Raw genomic sequence first — 19,452 nt, forward strand, 5'->3', positions numbered from 1 at the left:
TGAAAAAACAGGCGAAATTTATTTACTAGTGAAGCTGATGAAATAAATAGTAAACGTGTCGCCTTGATGACCGTAATAGGTACACTAAACAGTAAGTTTCAATAAGATAATTATCTACAAGCAACGTTGTTTATTACTAGTGAGGATATCAAGAAAAGTCAGGCTTGGCAGGTAAGCTGTAAGTTATTAAGCCTTATATTACACGAGTGAGTAACTTGGTAGTGGTGCGGTGATGCCAAGTCAAAAACATAAAAGGTCATTTGAAGAGTAAATATTTGATGTAAAAAGGCTTGCAAAGCTAAAAAAACTTGCTATAATGTGCGACCTATACAGGCGTATAGCTCAGTTGGTTAGAGCGCTACCTTGACATGGTAGAGGTCGCTAGTTCGAATCTAGTTACGCCTACCAGCATTTAGTAAGAACAGGAAAGCCCCAATCTTTATGATTGGGGCTTTTTTGTGCTCATTTTATAAGGGCTGGCGATAAAAGCTCTTATTCATAGCGCTTTACAATGGCCTTATTTTGATTGTCTTCATTGCTTCTAAAAAAGCTCAGTGACCACATGGTGACCAAAACGTGACCAGCTTAAAATTTCACTATCCTACATACGCTGAGGTTTGACCTCTACTCCAAATTTTCTGTACCACCTATTTTTCTTCTTCAAGTGGCTCATTAGGAACATAAGTAAAAAGGTCTCCCACATCCACATCAAGTGCCTCACAGATTTTATCCATGGTTTCGAAATCAATCCGCGAAGTTTGCTCATTGTAGATTTGTGGAGACATACCAGTGACTAGGAATAAGATGTTTTTCATTTTAAATCCAGTGATTTATAGGTCTTAAGCTAATTAAAGATTGTTCTAAATGTTAAGTTAACACGATTACCTTTGACTCTTTTTTGCTTAGGAACGCTATGCTGCCAGTGGTGTTGAATCGCTCCTGCCATAACTAGCAAACTGCCATGATGTAATGGTAACTCTATTTTACGGCTATGATCTTCTTTTAACCTGAGTAGAAATCGACGACTTTCACCAAAATTAACTGAGGCTATCATGGGATTAATACCTAATTCAGGTTCATCATCAGCGTGCCAACTAATGTAGTCTTCACCTGTACGGTACCAATTTAGAAGTACACTATTAAAACGTCTTTTGCATATAACTTCTAGCTCATCTCTTAGCCAGTTCAGCTTACTAGTCCAAGGGTTAGGGTTAAGCTGTATCCCAGAGTATAGATAGCTTTTATCTTCATCACCATACCAAGCGGAGATGCGTGGCAACTTATGCTCTTTACCAAACATTTTGATGGTATCATGTTGCCAGTTAATATGATCGAATTCTAAACTGGATATATCTATCTCTGAATGCCAGTCATGGCTTTTCCAATCAACATCTTGACAGCTTAAAAGATAATCTAACGTTTCATCACTTATTTTGGTATCGAAAAAATAAGGAGCATAATAGAGTCGGCCATTATCAATCTCTATCACAATGCCTTTGCTATCTTGATGTAAGTGTGCTGGATAGTCAGTATCCAAATACTTACCATTCTTGATCAGGCTTTGTACCACAGATTCAGTATCCTGTAAGTCACTAAATAAATCTAACATGCAAGCTCCTATCTTAAGCGGCTAAATCTATACACTCAGAATCTACTTCATTGTTATTCCAGTAAGCGTAGAGCTGGCTAGACTTAGGATATCGCGTCTCCCAGCAATCGCTTACTATTGAATACATATTAGTATTAAGAGTTCTGTTCTTTTGGATAATTGAGTCTGAAAAACTTATATGTTTTTCAAAAATATTGTTACCTTTCCAGCTACCTGGGTAACAAGGACTGGTAGCGAACAAAAAGTTTTTGCCACCTATCTCTTTCATGCCTGAAGATATAGTTGGGATGCTGTTTTGAACATCTTCTATATCTAGGATATTGCTCAGTAAGTGCACTGTTTCAGTACAGTCACTATCTTTGAAAAATATAGGCTTATCAAGAGATTGCTGATAAGTATGTATTGATAACCTTAATCCATAAATATCAGCCAACTTCTCAATTAGATTTTGAGCGATACTTAGAGTCACAGATGATGGTTCTATAAGGTGAACCTCAAACTCACTCTCGGCCGCAACATTATGTGCAACCAAGTACTCTAAGTAAGCTATAGTGGCAATCCCTTGACCACAGCCATAATCTATTACTCTGATTTTATCAGCTATATCAGATGTCACATCAATAACAGAGAGGAAATTCTGCATTGTTTGATAGTGTTGCCAGCTGTAAGCAACTGCATAGAATATGGCCTCTTTAGCACAAGTAAGAGGGTTAGTAGCACGATTAGTGCGATTACAAAAATCAGTGTGTGTGAGGTTGCTACTGTGGTGTAGCTGATAGTACTCGACCATGCTCTCATAGTAGTCTGAGAAACCTACTTCGATTGAGTTGATTGCAGTTTCAATCTGTAATTCAGTTTTCATAGTCTTTTTCCAATCAGCAAGGGTATTTGTTGTTAACGCTATTATCAGATAAGCAGAGTTGAGATGATTAAAACCACAAGCTTGTGAGCTTCTCTATGTTTATCTGAGATAACTAACTTGTTGATTGGTATATTAGAGGAATGTAGATCTTAATTTGTAAAGTCACAAGCTTGCCAAAACAATCTAAATAAAAAAATTAAGTGATAATAGACCTCATTCGATGACCTCAATCGGTTACAGGTATCATCATCGTTTATGACCCTATTTTGGCGTCTTTATAATGTTAATCAGTTTATCGCGTGTTAAACGTAAATGATTAAATGCAAGTTATGAGATATCTAGATGTGCAAAGATTTTGGCAAGCTTGCCAAAACAGATGAATCAGAAAATTTGGTTAATAATTTAATAATAGAGTCCGGTTAAGACAGATGCTGGTTAATGACAGTTAAGCGTTATGGAGACTGACCATGAAGATTGAAAAGGAGTGGTCCTTAATGTTGCAGGCGGTTGGCTGTATTACGTTCTTAACGACTTTAGCACTGCTATTAGGGATGCTTATTTGGGCCATCTATTGGCATGTCAAAATGTAGGTTATAACGACCATGACGGTAAGGTTAAATCTTGGCGTGAGCCAGTGAATCAAATTAATGTTTTGTACGATTTAGATTTATAGGTAATCACAATCGATTATCTATGTCTTAAATCATAATCTTAAAGTGAGAAAAAGGGTATTTATTATGGATAGATTAAAAGTAGGTACACATATTAAAGTCAACCGTCTAGGTTATACCCATCATGGTATTTATATCGGTGACGGGCAGGTTGTTCATTATTCAGGTTTTTCTGAGATGTTCAAAAAAGGTGAGATAGCACTCACTACTCTAGATGACTTTTTGGGCAATCAAGAGCGCTTTTATATTGTTGAATATTCTAGCAGTGAGGTTGTCTATTCTCCAGATGAGATAGTAGAGAGAGCGCTCAGTCGTGTTGGCGAAGATGACTATAACCTGATGTTTAACAACTGCGAGCATTTTGCCTGCTGGTGTGTCACTGGTAAGCACAAAAGCAAGCAGGTTGATAGTGTGATGGTGAATGCTACTACCACTGCGATGCTCTACTCCTCCTATCAGGCCTATAAAACGGCAGATACCACAAAAAACGCCATGTATGCGGCGTCTGCGCTAACGGGTATAAATACTGGTAGACAAGTAGCCAACTGTGCTAAAGGGGCAGTTACAGGGGCAGCGATAGGTAGTGCGCTAGCTGGATCAGCAACTACTGTTGGCTTAACCACAGCAGTAGCGGCTACCGCACCAGTCTCTTTACCTGTCGTAGCTGTTGTGGGCGTAGGTGCAGTTGTGGGTAGTTTACTGGGTGGTCTATTCGACTAAAAGCTAGGAGATGCTAAATCTTACCCACAATATTGCAAGCAGGTTAGGGCGTGTTGAATGTTTCCCACTGATTTGTATCCAGACATGCCCTAGATTGATAACGCTTAATATCTTAAGGAAAAAAAACGTTATGCATAATCATAATAAGATTGCTAATAAAGAATTGGTCGTTAATTGGCATATTACAGAAGCTTGCAACTATCGCTGTGGTTATTGTTTTGCCAAATGGGGTAAGCAAAAAGGTGAGCTCATTCAAGATGTCGCAAGCATAAGTCAACTTATGGATGCCATCAGTGGCTTACCTGCCGTTTTAAATCAAATGCATGCAGCGAATTTTGAAGGGGTACGTTTAAACTTAGTTGGCGGTGAGACTTTCTTAAATTATAGAAAAATTAAAGAGGTGGTGAAACAGGCAAAAAAAAGAGGCTTAAAATTATCAGCGATTACTAATGGCAGTCGCATAAACAATGACTTTATCAACCTGATTGCGAATAACTTTGCAAGCATTGGATTTAGTGTCGACTCTGTTGATAATAGCACCAATCTTAATATTGGTAGGGTTGAGAAAAATGCCGTAATGAATCCTGAAAAAATCATCCATACTATCGCCAGCATCAGAGCCATTAATCCAAAGATAGAGATTAAAGTGAATACTGTGGTGAGTGATCTAAATAAGTCTGAAGATCTGAGCGACTTTATTGGACAAGTTATGCCCAATAAATGGAAAATCTTTAAAGTGTTACCTGTGGTCGCCAATCATCATCTGATAAGTGAAGAACAGTTCACTCGATTTTTACGTCGCCATCAGAGATTTGGGGAAATTATTTATGCTGAGGATAACACTGAAATGGTGGACTCTTATATAATGATAGATCCTATTGGCAGATTCTTTCAGAACTCTGACTTTAACAATGGATATTATTATAGTCGTCCTATCTTGCAGGTCGGTATCCATCAAGCATTTAATGAGATAAATTTTAACGCGAATAAGTTTTATTCCCGTTATAAAAGAGCGTCACTCAATTAGGGCGCTACGGCAATCTATAAACGAAAAGTACAATCTATAAGCTAAACCTATAATCTAAAAGTAAAAGTAAAAGTAAAAGTAAAAGTTATGTTCTAAACGTACAGTTTGTTAAGTCAAAAGCAGTATAACCGCAAGCCTCCCAAGTGCGTATTAAATATGCTTATCTGTTACAGTAGAACTTATCAGCAGTAAGAAATTCACTAACTATATCTTTAACCGCTATTGTCGAGATAAGTATTTTATGAAAACTTTATTTGTCACAGCCACAGGTCAAACAGAAGCAAACTACTATACCATTTGGCATCTATTTCGAAGCCAAACTAATATTGAAAAGATTGTTGTTTTAAGTACAGATTTTACAAGGAAAAAGAATCTATTAAGCAACTTGATGGAGCTTCTTAATCTACTAGATACAGGGATTCATGTTGAAGAGTTACACTTACCTGATGGCATTGAAGAAAAGAGTATTTCAGACATCAAAGCTGTGATTTATCAATGGATTGATAATAACCAGCCAAAAGAAATTATTTTTAACGTCACTGGGGGCACTAAGCTTATCAGCTTTGCCCAAGACCAAATTGCAGCCAACAACCCTAATTATAGTTGTGTGTACCAAAGCTGGAGCAATAATCAGCTGGTTTGGTACAACACACCTGATAAACCGCTAGAAGATATTATCCTACCAGAAAATATTGCTGTTCGGCTAAAAGGGCATGGCTATGATCAAATCAGTAGCGAAACCGCATTCTTAGATTTGCCCATTGAGCAGTATCACTATATTGCGCAACTATATAAACTTATCAAAATAGATTTTACAAAAGCACAAAGATTGGTCTCTTATTTAAACTATCTTGTTTCAAGCTTTGATCAAAAAGCGGTGAGTTACCCCTATTGTTTTGAGATTAAAAAAGAAGGCAGTTTTTTGTCTTTAGCTGGCTGGATCAAAACATTAGCGCAAGCAGCTAAGCCATTTATTCAGCTTGAAAGCCTTGATGACCAAAAGAGCAAAATAACCTTTATGTCCAAAGAGGCGGCTGAGTTTATCGGAGGCAAATGGTTTGAGGTATTGGTTGGATTTTTGATAACTGCGTATTATCAAAAAAAGCAAACGCTGGTAAATATCCAGATAGGATTGACGTTTGCTAAAAGCAGTGACGGTAATGAGATAGACGTGGCTTATTTGCTAAAAGGTCATTTTTATTGGATGGAGTGTAAGACTGTTAATTGGCTGAAAAAAAATGCGCCAACGACTGAGGTTAATAATAACTTGCATAAGTTATCTTCTATCTCGCAAGGTGCTGGTCTTAACTCACATAAGTTTTTTGTCAGCTTATATGACATATCCGAGCAGTCTAGAAAGGTAGCAGAAGACTTAGGTGTTATTGTCATTGCAGGCACAGACTTATTTAAGTTTGATCGCTTTTTAGGAGAGGTAGCCTAAGGGACACTGTGATGGAGTGATTCTTACTTTTTCACAAGCTTGTGAAAAATTACTTTTGAATTATTTTTAAGTTATTCTAGTGGTATATATTTATTCACTATCGAAATACGAGGAAGTTATGAAAAACATTTTATTTTTAGTAACGGGCATGACACCACAAATTATCACTGAAACTGTTTGGGCACTGGCTTGTGCTCCAGACGTGCCTGAGCCATGGATTCCTGATGAGATTCATGTATTGAGTACAGCCAGTGGCTTAAATCAGATTAAAAAGCGTTTATTTGAAGATGGTGTTTTTAAACAAATGCAGCAGGACTATCCAAGCCTTGCTCATATTAACTTTAAAGCAACGGATGATTACTTACATCACATTGATAATAATGGTGAAGTTTTAAACGACCTAAAAACACCAGAAGAAAATGAAAAAGCAGCTGATGCTATTTATGAAAAAATACGTCAGTTTACTTCAGACGATAATATCGTGCTACACGTATCAATTGCGGGTGGTCGTAAGACGATGGGTTTTTATGCAGGCTATGCATTGTCGTTATTCGGGCGTGCACAAGATAGTATGTCGCATGTCTTGGTTGGAGAAGAATTTGAAAAGGCAGTTGATTTCTTTTATCCCACGCCAAATAGCTATTTAGTTTCTGATAGAGATAAAAAGGTCGTTGGTGATGCTAAGGATGCGCCAGTATGGTTAGCTAAAGTTAATTTTATTCGTATGAAAGAGGCGATTAAAGCACGTCATCAGTTAAATACAGATGATAGCTTTAGTGATGTGGTTCAAAAGATAGATGAGTCATTTAAGGATGTTAAATTAACAATTAATGTGCATAATAAGTCTGTTGTTGTTAACGATACAATGGTAGTTGAAGGTATCCCTGCTAGAGAGTTTGCTTTTTTACATTGGTTTGCGGATAGAAAAGTCAATGGAAAGCCAGGTGTGTTAAAGCCTAAGCATAAAATGACTCAGCAGAATATCCCTAAAGAAAGTATTGATTATATAGCACAATTGACTAAAGAGTTTGCCCCCTACTATTTGGAACATAAAATAGAAGAAAATCCTGATATTAGTATGGATATGGGTTCTTTTGAAGGTGCTCAAAGCCTTCTACATAAGCGATTACAGGAGTCATTAGGGCTGGAGTTGGCAGCGAAAATCACTATATCGCAAAATGCTAAAAACCAACCTTATCAATTAACATTAGCGCCTGAGGCAATACAGATAGTCGATTTATTCAGTAAGTAGCTTTATATGCTTACTTTAATTACCCCACTCTCAACTCATTATAAGATATTGATAATTAAAGGCTTATAAAGGTAAGACCTTACAACTAAATATTTTAAGCCTTTTAAAATCAAGGGGTAAGGAAAAAGAGTTAAGATTTGGGTTTTAATTGATATTATTTATATTGGCGGTTAAAGATAATAAAGGCAGATATATGGCGATTAAAGTGTCACCTTATATCTGCCAATTTACTATAAGGAAGTTTTATGAGCATAAGGTTAAAATGCCAGAGTAGTTATCAAACATGAGAGTTGTGGTCAAACCGTATTAAAAGTTGCGATTAAATTGAAAAAGGCTTTGGCTCAGTGGCTGATGAAGAAAAAGCAGTAATTCAAAAGTTTGATAGTAGTAGATATGAACTGAGCTTGCCTACAAAGAATGTGTTGATTAATAGCTAGAATCTATGGATGAAAATCATCTCAAAAGGAGAGAATTAAGTGAACTTACCAGAATTTAAAAACCCACCAAGTTTGCTAAAAGCGACTTACTTTATTAATACACCCATGTTTGCTGCTGGTGGGAATACGCAAGAGGCAGAACTTACTCCAACAACATTTAAGGGTGTATTGAGGTTTTGGTGGCGAGCACTTAATTGGTCAAAGATACGTTTAATAAGCCAAGATGATACAGAGGCGTTAAAAGAGCTACATAGGCAAGAGTCTAAGCTGTTTGGTGTAGCGGCTAATAATGATCGCAAAGGTCAAGGTCAAGGTGCGTGCTTAATTAACTCATTAACGCTATCAACAACAAAGAGCTGGCCGTATGAGGGTAGACAGTTTGGTTTAAACTATCTAATGGGGCAAGGGTTATTTCATTTTAAAGATGGACTTACTCGAGAAGCTATTAGACATAATCAAGAATTTAATATTGAATTAACTGTAGATATACAGTATCACCAAGCTATTATAGATGTGCTTAAGCTCATTGGATTGTTAGGTGGATTTGGATCGCGCTCTCGTCATGGGTTAGGGTCTGTAACATTGACAGATGTGGCTGTAAAAGCACAGGAACAAGAGTACCACTCGCTTAATATAGATATTAGCGATATTGTCAGTTCACTTAGTGAGATTCTAGATAAATATAAGTGCAAAGATAACAGTAATTTACCGCCTATTACTGCTTTTTATGCGGGCACTAGAATCGATGTATTAAATAGCTATAAAAAAGATACTATCGAGTTATTAAATGAGCTAGGCGAAGAGGAGCAGTTATATCGTAGCTATGGTCGTAATGGTCAGGTTAATGGAAATAAGGTAGCTGAAAAGAACTTCAGAGATGATCATGACCTTATCTTAAGTCTGGCTGATAATACTTATCATGGTCGTCCGACACATCCAAGACGTGCTGTATTTGGTTTACCACATAACTATTTTTATTCAAGTAACTCTCTCAAAGCAGATGTGGATTCTACGACAGGAAGACGATCATCACCTTTGTTTTTTCATGTACACAAAAAAGGAGAAGGTCATTATCAAGTTATTTTGTGCTTAATGAAAAGTAAGTTTTTGCCAGAGGGTGAAAAAATCCAGTTTTCTACGAAACGTAAATCTATTGATATTGAGCCCAATATTGACTGGAGTGTAATTACTGATTTTATGGATAGACAAAATAAGGAAACTTTGTAATGAGCCAAGAAAAACAATACTTTCACTTTACTTTAGGTCCAGTTCAAGGCTTTGTTGCCCAAGCACGGCGTACTCGTGATTTTTGGGCAGGATCATTTTTGTTGTCTTGGTTGTCAGCTGTTGCAATCAAGGCGGTTCAGGCTCAGGGAGGAAATATTATATTTCCAATTCCTGATAAGAGTTTTTTGGCTGCTGTATCGGGTGATGCCGTTGAGACATTACCAGAGCAAGGTGGTATTCCAAACCGTTTTATGGCAGATGTGAGTGACTGTAATGGCTTTGATGCTCAAGTGATTACTGATGCAGTACAGCAAGCTTGGCAAGCGGTTTGTCATCAGGTTTGGGAACATGATAGGGCTGCATTAACACAGCCTCATAAGCAAGTAGTAGATCAGGCAGAAATTACTCGTCATATTTGGGATAGGCAAATCTCTCATTTTTGGGATATGAACTGGGTTATTACCGAAGGTAAAGATCCCAGTGCGTTAGATAAGCGAAAAAATCTACGGACGCATATTCCTTCAGTTGAAGATGGTTATAAATGTATGGTGATGGAGGGGTATCAAGAGCTTAGTGGTGCTAGCGGGAAGAGAAGTGGTAGTAAAAGACGTGAGTTTTGGCTCAATATATCTAGTTATGAACGAATGGGTTTAGATTTAAAAGAAGATGAGCAATTAAGTGCTATTGCGTATGTCAAACGGCGTTTTGTACATTCTTTCCATAAAGTTAAACTTAAAATCGACTCGGTAGGAAATAGCTTTACCATACAGGGCTGGAAATTATCAAAGAATGTTCCGTCAGTTGGCTATATGGCGAGTGTGCCTTGGTTGAAGCGAGTTTTGCAAGCGCAAGAGAACATACATGAACAGCTAATAGACTTTAATGGTCATATAGGTAGCGTACATGATCATAATCCCAGCATTGGTATCACATCAGAGCGTAGAAACCATGTTGATGGTATCAAAAAAGCACTTAATTGTAATCCTTCACTTAGCCTTGAAGATATTAGTATTGATGGGCAGTTGTATTTTAAAAGTTTTTGGGAAAACTTGAATAACTTATACCCAGACAAGCGACATAAATATAGCAAGATAGAGGAAGCGGCAGGTAACGCAAAACGAAGTTTGCTTAAGTTATATGATTTGATGGATCAGCGGCCATCACCTTACTATGCAATTTTATTGATGGATGGCGATAGCTTAGGGAAACAAATGAGTCATGAAGAGCGCCAACCCATTATTAGTCATGCGTTAAATAAATTCACAAAGAAGGTTTCTAGTATTGTCAAAGCACATGATGGGTTTTTAGTATATGCCGGTGGTGATGATGTATTGGCTATTCTTAGTTTAGACGATGCCTTGCCAGCTGCAGTTGCATTACAGCAAAGTTATAAAGATTGTTTTGAGCAAGCTTCGTTAGAAAATGGAACAGGTGTTCAAGTTCACTCGAGCTTGTCAGGTGCTATTAATTACTGCCATATCGGTACGCCCTTGACTCAAGTATTAAGTGATAGCCATGATCTATTAGATAATGTGGCTAAAGAAGGCACCGGAAGAAATGCCTTAGCAGTTCGTATTTGGAAGCCTTCTGGATTAGCAACGCAATGGTCTCTGCCATGGAGCAAGGTGCTTGATAAAGATGCAATAGCTAAGCTTAATCAGTGTTTTCAAGTGAATATAGAAGAAAATACACCGGTTATTAGTGCCTTGGCGGAAGTAATGGCATATCAAAAGACCACGGACAGTAATATCTCAGTGTTCTCTTCTGGCTTCTTCTATAAGACGCGTGAGCTTATGAAGAGAGTAAGTAGTATGCAACAGTCGGGAATGATTAATACAGAGCAAGTGGTCGGGTTGTTATTGGCTGAGTATTATCAGTCAGGTCAATTTGGAAAAATGAGTCATGCGCAAAGAGAACAGCTTACTGAAGTGTTTAAGATCTTAATTGAGCAAAGCAAAGACTTTCGTAGTGAGATTGTTGACGGCCAAGCCTTTATTGATAAGACATCTGGTAAGAACTTATCTGGCGAAGCGGGTATATTTTTAAGATTATTAGGCCAAAAAGGGCTTGGCAAGGGAGATCTAGACTAATGATATCAGGTAATCAACCAAATAAGTTGGCTGTATTTAAACAGATAGATAGCTGGTTTTTTCGAGAGTCACGTCCTCATGGCAGCTTTGGTGCGAATGCACTCAACTCAGTATTTCCACCACCCACTCGAACTTTAATGGGTGCGATTAGAAGTCATATTGGTAATGAGTATTTTCGCTTAAATCCTCATTGCTCATGGGATAATTTAGATAGGCTAAAAGAGTTAAATACAGTTATTGGCAACTCAAATAACTTAGGAAACCTTAGGCCGATGGGTGTCTTTTTATTACAGCATGACCAGCCTTATCAGACAAAGATAAGTGCAACTAGTGTGTGCTACTATCCATCACCGGTTAATATTTGCCGTAAGGTTCAAGTAGATGAGAAGACAGGAGAAGAGAAAGCTCACTACTTTGCATTACAGCTATCACAGTCAGCTTATCAAACAGATGCAGGCAATATCCGACTACCTACTTTGCCTGAAACAGTTGCTGGCTTAAGTGACACAAGAGGAGCAAAGCCTTTAGAAGGTGCTTGGTTAAGTAAGGCCAGCTGGGAAGCTGTGCTGTCTGGGAATATGCAACAGCTTAATACAGATAGACAAAGTGTCAAAAATAATGATGATTTTATTAATAATGAATATCGTCTAGGTATACAGGTCAATAGTAAGCATAGGAGTGTGGTAGAAGGTCAGCTATATCAAACCAGTCATATTCGATTAGATCCGACAGTTAATATTGTTATGCCATTGAGAGCAAATAATCAAAGCTTGTCACAAGTAGTTGACGAGGGTTTTTTAGAGCAGCCTAGTCTTTTAAGATTAGGGGGTGAAGGGCGTATGGCCCATTTAAGTGTCATTAATAACGATAGTGATAGTCTAAGCCTTCCTAAAGCACCGCAACAATTGCTAATAAAGGCAGAAAATAATAAACAGCGTTTTATTATTTACTTACTGACTAAGCTGAAAATGGGTGAGCAGTCTTGGTTACCAAATGGTTTTTTAAGATCTGAGACTGGCTGGCAAGGTGATATTCGAGGTGTTCCTGTCAACTTAGTATCTGCTTGTATTGGTAAGGCGCAGCGTGAAGGTGGTTGGGATCAAAAGCAACATAAACCTAGAGCCATTGAAAACTATCTACCAGCAGGCAGTGCGTTTTTTGTTGAGGTAGAGGCAGGCATTACCAATGAAGACCTTATCTCCAAGTTACATGGACAAACTATGTTTTGTGACGATGAGTGGGGAGAAGGCTTGATGTTGTTAGGTAGATGGCCAGTTTAATTTAGTTTGAATTGTAATTAGGAATATTTATATTAACGTTGTCAGTTTTAAGGAAAATATTATGAACAATATGATTATGTCAATGGTTGCTCAGACGTCTATTCATGCTGGATCTGGACAGGCATTAAGTGTTATTGACTTACCTATACAGCGAGAAGGGCACACTCAACATCCAGTGATATTTGGTTCTAGTCTTAAAGGTGCATTACGGTATCGTGCCAGTCAGGTCATGGCTACTAGTCATGATGAGGAAAGTGAAGATAAGGTTGATAAAAATTTATTTTTTGCTGCATTTGGTCCAGATACTGAAGGTGCTCAAGATAACGCGCATGCTGGGGCGATTATGGTCAGTGATGCACGCTTGTTATTATTGCCTATTCGTTCATTAAACGGCTATTTTAAATGGGTAACTTGTCCTGCGTTACTGCGTCGTTATGACAATGATCGAGATAGAGCAGGATTAGATAAGTTATCGTTAGAAATAGAATCGTTCAAAGATGATGAGGTTTTGGTCGCTTTAGCCAATGAAAGCACTTTGTTTTTAGAAGAATTTGCTTTAACACCTAAGGCGGCTGAAATTATGGATAAGTGGATTGAGGTATTGGCTCAAGATACACAATTGCCTGAGCAAGTATTAACTGAACAATTAGTGGTCGTCACCGATGATATGTTTAGCTTCTTAGCACAAAATGCAACACAAGTTAATGCACATATTGCCTTAGATGAAAATAAAACTGTAAAAAAAGGGGCGCTTTGGTATGAAGAGACTTTGCCACCTGAAACGGTTATGTACAGCTTAATTATGTGTACTAACTCGCGTCGTAGTGATACGACTATGAGTAGCGCAGAGATGGCTCAAGTTTTAACTGAGCAAGTACTACCTGAATCTAACCGCTATTTACAAGTCGGTGGTAATGAAACGGTAGGCATGGGATGGTTTCAGGTGAGCTTTATTTCATCGAATCAGGATTAATGTTATCAATCAGGAGTACTTAAATCATGCTTATACAGTCACGTGACCAACAAAGAGCTGCGCATGCAATTAAATGTATTGAGAAAATTCAACAAGAAAAACAGCTAAAAAGCAGACCTATAAAAAGTGCTATTAATGACCTGCCAGCCATGATTCATATGAATGGTTTAGGCCATGCCTTTGCCTTTTTTTTAACAGACCCAAAAAGCTATCCTGAGCGTCAGGCCATTGTAGAGATGGTATTTGATTGGTTAAAAAATGGAAGTCACGTTTATGATAATTTATCTGAGCATAGTCGTTTAACAGCCCTAAAAGCCGTTACTTTATCGGATTTAAAGACCCACCAAGTTGCACAGCAAGAAGCTCAGGCTTATTTGTTATGGCTTAAAAAGTTTGCACGAGCCTTGTTAGTCGATGAAGAAAGCAACTAGGTGTTAGGGTATTTTTCCTTTTAGGAGTGTTTTGTTATGCTACAACCAATTTATAATCAAGAAGTTACGGGTAGATTAGCCTTTCAAGTATTTGATAATAATTCAGAGAGTCACTCAGGCTTATGGTTTGATCGATTTTATACTTATGAAAGATATGATAAGCAGGGCGAGCTACTATCAAACAGTCAGCTAAAAGATGCGAAAATAACTGAAAAGAAGAGTTTTTGGCGTGATTTCCAAGGCGTTAACGGTGTTAGGCGTTGCGGTAATATAGACATGCTTAAAAAACATGCGTTACGACAATATGCTTTATGTGAAGCGCAAGGTGGTCAAAGTAAGGTATATGCAAATGACTGGTTAATGGCGATAGGGTTAGGTAATAGTCATCCGTTAGAAAACGGACTGTTATGGCACCCCACGCTGGGCGTGCCTTACTTTCAGGGCAGTACTGTTAAGGGTCTAGCCAAAGCTTTAATGGAGAAGTGGGGCGCAGATCCTGAATTAATTAAGCGCTGGTTTGGCTCTGTTAATCTACTCACATCACCAAATCTTGAGCAACAACCAGATCTTTTTGTTAAATACTTTGATACTCAACTAACAGAAAAATTAAAAGAAACTTTATCATTACAAAGTACGGGCGCTTTTATTTTTTTAGATGCTATACCTGTCGAGCCTGTGATGATTAAAGAGGCTATGGTAACCCCGCATTATGGTAAGTGGTATGAAGAAGGGGATAGTAACCCCACAGGTAGTGATAACATTCCTGGTGACTGGCATTCTCCTGTACCAGTTGAGTTTTTGGCTGTTGAAAATGCGGTTATGCAGTTTGGTGTCATGCCAAGGTTAGGTGCTAAGATTAAAGAAGGTGAAATTGAGCAAGTTTGTAATGTGATAGAACTTGCACTACAGCATCTAGGTATTGGTGCAAAAACAGCCACAGGCTTTGGTCGCATGCATGAAAATGAGAGACTGCAAAAAGGGCTGGTTGCTGATTTTGAAGTTGCGCAACAAGAAGCGGCTGAGCAAAAAGCATTGAATGCAGAGTTAGAAGGTGCCAGTGAGCTTAAACAACAGCTGGTTATTCAGATGATTGATGAGAACTGGAAGGAAGAAAACGACACGGCTAAAACGGAATTTACAAAAGCAGTTGATGAGTGGTTGGATAAGCTAGAAGCTAATCCAGATGATAAAGATGCCATTGAATTAATGATTGAGGTTTTTAAGATTCATTATGCAACTCAGTTTAAAAAACCAAATAAAATCAAAAAAGAACGCCAAAAGGTGTGGGTGGAACGACTAAAAGCACTGCAGCAATCTTCTTAAATCAAGATATATATGAAGGCACCTCATGACCTACCAAACTCAAGAAATAGTCGCTCACGCTACCCGTTTATACCAAGCTGGCATGGAAAAGGATTTAAAGCATTTTATTCAGCAACAAGCGGTAACTGCCAAGGCGCCAGAGGTGCTGCCTTAGTTAAAGCAACTTGCCTTGTTGCCCATGACGGATGAAGAACAATCTGGTCTACCTGTTGGATCGCTCGCAGCGTACTTGGGTATTTTTGGATACGTGGGTAAAAGGTGAGGTAAACAATATGAGGTAAACAATAAAGGCGGCTATCAGAAGTCTGAAGGCATTAAGCTGATGTGCAATAGCTGTGTTATCTATGCCAATCGTGAAGGTGTGTGGGTCGATGATAAGCAGGTATTTAGCAGTGATCGTGAGTGGCACGAAGCGATGGTGCAACAGTTATCAGACTTTGTACTGCGTATGGATACCAATAACTGGGACGATGATGTGATTTGGAATCAGCTGCCAGCGATGCTAAAGATACAGCAGTCTTATGCTCTGTCAAATCAGTATTAACACGAAAAAGCGCACAACTTAGAAGCTGTGCGCTTTAGAGCCACTCAAAGGGTTAATGGTGATTTAAAATACGAAAGTCACGATTGCGGAACATAGTCAGTATCGCGCCCTCGATTGAGGTGACAACGTGCATGCCGTTCATTTGCTTCAGCTGTGGTGATTCCTTAGCGTATTGATCAATCTCTTTGCGGCCTACGCTATAGTATATCGCACCTGCTTGATAGCGCTTACGACCATAACGCAAGATAGTGGCAACTTGCTTGGCACTAAAGCCACGCTGCGCAGCACGCACATGGGCATGGTGAGTATAACCAAGTTTGATCGCATTTTGATTCATCATCTGCATTCTCCTTAATCCAAACCATTTAAGCGAGTATGTCGGTGTTGATATTAAGTATGCAGCAAATAGTTAAAACTGGCTGATTTGGCAAGCTTGTTGGGATTGTAGTTCGTTTTGTGAAAAAAAGCGCAAAAAAGTAAAAAAAGCGTTAGTGACCTATGGTATACTCAAGACTTGACAGACTTTCGAAATCCGACATCCCTAATTTTGTCCTCTGGACGCTATATGTGGTGTGGCTTTGAAAATGGCAGGGTTCTGCACTATGCAGAGGTACGTACCGATTAAGACTTCAATTTTACTTGAAACATCCTTCTTAGGGTTCTGCACTATGCAGAGGTACGTACCGATTAAGACTCTGTTGAAGTGTTTACTGTGCGCGTATTAAGTTCTGCACTATGCAGAGGTACGTACCGATTAAGACTTTTATGGTATCGAGACCGTGTAACACGGTCACACGTTCTGCACTATGCAGAGGTACGTACCGATTAAGACATAATAGTAGAGTGCATTTTCCTCTACAACCTGTTCTGCACTATGCAGAGGTACGTACCGATTAAGACATATGTGATGTGCCACCAAACGCACGGTTCAGTAGGTTCTGCACTATGCAGAGGTACGTACCGATTAAGACCCATGTTGCTCTCGTCGATGCCGAGTGCTTCCGGTTCTGCACTATGCAGAGGTACGTACCGATTAAGACAGTATTTTTCAAAGTAAATAATATCTATAAGCTTGTTCTGCACTATGCAGAGGTACGTACCGATTAAGACGTGCCAACCGACGACAGACCCTATGGCAATGGGTTCTGCACTATGCAGAGGTACGTACCGATTAAGACATCGTTGTGAAGTCCTCCAACGTCCAGTGGACATTGTTCTGCACTATGCAGAGGTACGTACCGATTAAGACATTCTAGTTCCGTCAAATACGTAAATATTTGACAGTTCTGCACTATGCAGAGGTACGTACCGATTAAGACCATAAGAGTTTAGACGAGCATTATTATATACGTGTTCTGCACTATGCAGAGGTACGTACCGATTAAGACAATAACTTGTTCTGGTATTGCGCTTTAATTGTTCTGCACTATGCAGAGGTACGTACCGATTAAGACGAAAGAGCTACTAAATCACCTTTGTCTAGAGTGTTCTGCACTATGCAGAGGTACGTACCGATTAAGACTCAAATATAAACATAGTTGTTGCATTTATGTTAGGGTTCTGCACTATGCAGAGGTACGTACCGATTAAGACGATTTTTTCAACTAAACTGCTTTTATTCATAAAAGTTCTGCACTATGCATGAGAACAGAAATAGCAAAGCACTGCTTTGCCTGTTCGCAAGGGGAGAGCTGTGCTCGAGTTGTACGTACCGATTAAGACCTTAATTTGACGCTCAATGTCGTCAACACTAAGCGTTCTGCACTATGCATGAGAACAGAAATAGCAAAGCACTGCTTTGCCTGTTCGCAAGGGGAGAGCTGTGCTCGAGTTGTACGTACAGATTAAGGTATGAACACATTTGCATAGTGTGATGGTTTGTCTGTCATGCAGTACACATCAACTAAAGCGGGGTCTGATTTATCAGGTTCCGCTTTTTATTGGCTAAGACTTGTTCATTTTGAGGTGATAGAGAGTTTAATATTATACCTTTTCTGAAAAATAACCTATCTTTGTCAAACTCGCTAAATCTACTACTTGTAGCATTTGCACTCGTTTTCCTCGATATCTTAATTTTCAGATTTGGTATTAGTTAAGCAGCTCAGACAGGTAAGTGCTAAGATTAAGGTTTATAAGATATTTTATTCTAGCTAAAGCAGCTGGGTTTATTCTCACGATTTACAGCAGCTAGCACCCTAATGGACTGGAGATATGTATGACGACGCTAATTAGTTTTTTGGGTAAAGGACAAGACGGTAGAGGTTATCGAGACGCCAATTACCATTTCCCAGATGGTGAACTGGCAAGCAATCAAAAATATATAGGACTGGCTCTGGCCGATAAGTATCAACCCAGCAAAATTGTACTGCTTGGTACGGCCGGCAGTATGTGGGACGTGTTCTTAGAGCAAATCAGTTCAGGTCTAGAGGAAGAGTGGGTTGAGTTAAGCGACTCTGTAAAAGAGCAAAGTGTTACCAAGGATCAGTTACAGCCGTTTGAGCAGTTTTTGTCACAAAGGCTGTCAGCAGAAGTGCATTGTATTTTGATTCCTTTTGCAAAAGATACGCTAGAGCAAATGAATATTTTGTCTGTGTTATCTGATAGCTTGGATGACGGTGAGTCCATCATACTTGATGTTACTCACGGCTTTCGTCATTTACCTATGTTAGCGCTGGTCGCTGCTCGCTTTTTGAAAAAGACCAAGTCGATTGATACAGAGCATATCTACTATGGTGCTTTGGACATGACGCAAAATAATGAAACACCGGTTCTACTATTAGATGGTTTGCTGGGTATGTTGGACTGGGTAGATGCCTTAACAACGTTTGATAAAGACGGGGATTATAAGGTGTTTGAGCCACTGCTGATTGATGCGGGGCTGGATAGTAATGATGCTAAGGCTTTGGCAGATGCTGCGTTCTATGAGCGTAATATTAATGCATCTGATGCTGGGCGTAAGCTACAGCAGGTCATGCCAAAGCTTGAAGCGCTTAATAAGGATAGTACAGGATTATATAACTTATTCCATGAGCAGTTATCGAAGCGCCTTGATTGGTTCAGGCGCTCATCACTGGGTCTGCAAGAGCAGGGGCTGGCTGAGAAATACCTAAAAAGAGGCGATTATCTGCGCACTGTTATCTATGCAATGGAGGGTCTGATATCACGCAAGGTTGAACAGGATTATAGTAACTCTAAGCTGCATGACTATGATACACGCCAAGAGGCCTACCAAGAGCTAAGAGATGACACTTCATTTAATTTGTTTAAAGACTTCCGCAATAGTATGGTGCATGGCACTGCCTCAACCAAAAAAAACGTCAAAACAATATTAAAAGATCCCAATAGACTTGAGCAATCGATAAAAGACAGGGTTGTGCATTTATTCAAAAAAAGTTAAATTTAAAGGTATTGATGCCAACATCAAAAAAGTAAAAAAAGCGTTAGTGACCTATGGTATACTCAAGACTTGCCAGACTTTCGAAATCCGACATCCCTAATTTTGTCCTCTGGACGCTATATGTGGTGTGGCTTTGAAAATGGCAGGGTTCTGCACTATGCAGAGGTA

The 19,452-nt window shown here is 38.9% G+C and carries 18 protein-coding genes, 1 tRNA gene and 1 CRISPR repeat array; of the genes, 15 read left to right on the forward strand and 4 right to left on the reverse strand.

Going from position 1 to position 19,452, the window contains the following annotated elements; all coding sequences use genetic code 11:
* The first annotated feature begins 331 nt into the window (after positions 1-331).
* Positions 332-408: transfer RNA gene (locus H140_RS0106480), tRNA-Val, on the forward strand.
* Between the two features lie 239 nt (positions 409-647).
* Here H140_RS0106480 and H140_RS15475 read toward each other — a convergent pair.
* From H140_RS15475 to H140_RS0106495, 3 genes are read right to left on the reverse strand one after another with little or no spacing between them, the layout of a single operon-like run.
* Entirely contained in the window at positions 648-815 is a 168-nt protein-coding gene (locus H140_RS15475; protein ID WP_019672851.1) for a helix-turn-helix domain-containing protein, read from the reverse strand.
* Positions 816-844: 29 nt separating this feature from the next.
* Positions 845-1,609, reverse strand: a complete 765-nt coding sequence (locus H140_RS0106490) for an alpha-ketoglutarate-dependent dioxygenase AlkB family protein (RefSeq protein ID WP_019672852.1) — start codon at positions 1,607-1,609, stop codon at positions 845-847.
* Between the two features lie 13 nt (positions 1,610-1,622).
* Positions 1,623-2,471: a methyltransferase domain-containing protein gene (locus tag H140_RS0106495; protein ID WP_019672853.1), complete on the reverse strand. Its 849-nt coding sequence runs from the start codon at positions 2,469-2,471 to the stop codon at positions 1,623-1,625.
* A gap of 467 nt (positions 2,472-2,938) precedes the next feature.
* Here H140_RS0106495 and H140_RS16380 point away from each other — a divergent pair, with 467 nt between their 5' ends.
* From H140_RS16380 to H140_RS0106560, 13 genes are all read left to right on the forward strand, one after another.
* Complete coding sequence (locus tag H140_RS16380; RefSeq protein WP_265088617.1) at positions 2,939-3,061, forward strand: hypothetical protein; 123 nt, start codon at positions 2,939-2,941, stop codon at positions 3,059-3,061.
* 147 nt (positions 3,062-3,208) lie between these two features.
* Positions 3,209-3,862, forward strand: coding sequence for a lecithin retinol acyltransferase family protein (locus tag H140_RS0106505; protein ID WP_019672855.1), 654 nt, complete (start codon positions 3,209-3,211; stop codon positions 3,860-3,862).
* Positions 3,863-3,992: 130 nt separating this feature from the next.
* Positions 3,993-4,889: a viperin family antiviral radical SAM protein gene (locus H140_RS0106510; protein WP_019672856.1), complete on the forward strand. Its 897-nt coding sequence runs from the start codon at positions 3,993-3,995 to the stop codon at positions 4,887-4,889.
* Between the two features lie 241 nt (positions 4,890-5,130).
* Positions 5,131-6,330 (forward strand): Card1-like endonuclease domain-containing protein, encoded by a 1,200-nt coding sequence (locus H140_RS0106515; RefSeq protein ID WP_019672857.1) that lies wholly within the window; start codon positions 5,131-5,133, stop codon positions 6,328-6,330.
* Between the two features lie 118 nt (positions 6,331-6,448).
* Positions 6,449-7,582 (forward strand): CRISPR-associated ring nuclease Csm6, encoded by a 1,134-nt coding sequence (gene csm6, locus H140_RS14130; RefSeq protein WP_019672858.1) that lies wholly within the window; start codon positions 6,449-6,451, stop codon positions 7,580-7,582.
* A gap of 476 nt (positions 7,583-8,058) precedes the next feature.
* Positions 8,059-9,246 (forward strand): type III-B CRISPR module RAMP protein Cmr1, encoded by a 1,188-nt coding sequence (gene cmr1 / locus H140_RS0106525; RefSeq protein WP_019672859.1) that lies wholly within the window; start codon positions 8,059-8,061, stop codon positions 9,244-9,246.
* A complete protein-coding gene (gene cas10, locus H140_RS14135; protein ID WP_019672860.1) occupies positions 9,246-11,336 on the forward strand; it encodes a type III-B CRISPR-associated protein Cas10/Cmr2 in 2,091 nt (696 codons plus the stop codon). Before cmr1 ends, cas10 begins: the two co-directional genes overlap by 1 nt.
* The gene (locus H140_RS0106535; RefSeq protein WP_019672861.1) at positions 11,336-12,616 is read left to right on the forward strand and encodes a type III-B CRISPR module-associated Cmr3 family protein; all 1,281 of its coding nucleotides are present in this window, start codon (positions 11,336-11,338) and stop codon (positions 12,614-12,616) included. Before cas10 ends, H140_RS0106535 begins: the two co-directional genes overlap by 1 nt.
* Positions 12,617-12,677: 61 nt before the next feature.
* On the forward strand, positions 12,678-13,589 hold the full coding sequence (gene cmr4, locus H140_RS14140; protein WP_019672862.1) for a type III-B CRISPR module RAMP protein Cmr4: 912 nt from the start codon (positions 12,678-12,680) through the stop codon (positions 13,587-13,589).
* 26 nt (positions 13,590-13,615) lie between these two features.
* A complete protein-coding gene (gene cmr5 / locus H140_RS0106545) occupies positions 13,616-14,020 on the forward strand; it encodes a type III-B CRISPR module-associated protein Cmr5 (protein WP_019672863.1) in 405 nt (134 codons plus the stop codon).
* 36 nt (positions 14,021-14,056) lie between these two features.
* A complete protein-coding gene (cmr6, locus tag H140_RS0106550; protein WP_019672864.1) occupies positions 14,057-15,343 on the forward strand; it encodes a type III-B CRISPR module RAMP protein Cmr6 in 1,287 nt (428 codons plus the stop codon).
* Between the two features lie 25 nt (positions 15,344-15,368).
* On the forward strand, positions 15,369-15,497 hold the full coding sequence (locus tag H140_RS16385) for a hypothetical protein (protein ID WP_019672865.1): 129 nt from the start codon (positions 15,369-15,371) through the stop codon (positions 15,495-15,497).
* A 168-nt stretch (positions 15,498-15,665) separates the two neighbouring features.
* On the forward strand, positions 15,666-15,887 hold the full coding sequence (locus tag H140_RS0106560) for a hypothetical protein (protein WP_019672866.1): 222 nt from the start codon (positions 15,666-15,668) through the stop codon (positions 15,885-15,887).
* A 52-nt stretch (positions 15,888-15,939) separates the two neighbouring features.
* On the opposite strand, the gene H140_RS0106565 is transcribed toward H140_RS0106560, so the two are convergent.
* Positions 15,940-16,227, reverse strand: coding sequence for a hypothetical protein (locus tag H140_RS0106565; protein ID WP_019672867.1), 288 nt, complete (start codon positions 16,225-16,227; stop codon positions 15,940-15,942).
* A 252-nt stretch (positions 16,228-16,479) separates the two neighbouring features.
* A CRISPR array of direct repeats spans positions 16,480-17,480; the repeat unit is 36 nt; unit sequence GTTCTGCACTATGCAGAGGTACGTACCGATTAAGAC.
* A gap of 622 nt (positions 17,481-18,102) precedes the next feature.
* Here H140_RS0106565 and csx2 point away from each other — a divergent pair.
* Positions 18,103-19,284 carry a TIGR02221 family CRISPR-associated protein gene (gene csx2 / locus H140_RS0106570; protein WP_019672868.1) on the forward strand — a complete coding sequence of 394 codons (1,182 nt, stop codon included), beginning with the start codon at positions 18,103-18,105 and terminating at the stop codon, positions 19,282-19,284.
* Positions 19,285-19,452 lie beyond the last annotated feature (168 nt).

The sequence above is a fragment of the Psychrobacter lutiphocae DSM 21542 genome (assembly GCF_000382145.1).
Taxonomy (GTDB): Bacteria; Pseudomonadota; Gammaproteobacteria; order Pseudomonadales; family Moraxellaceae; genus Psychrobacter; species Psychrobacter lutiphocae.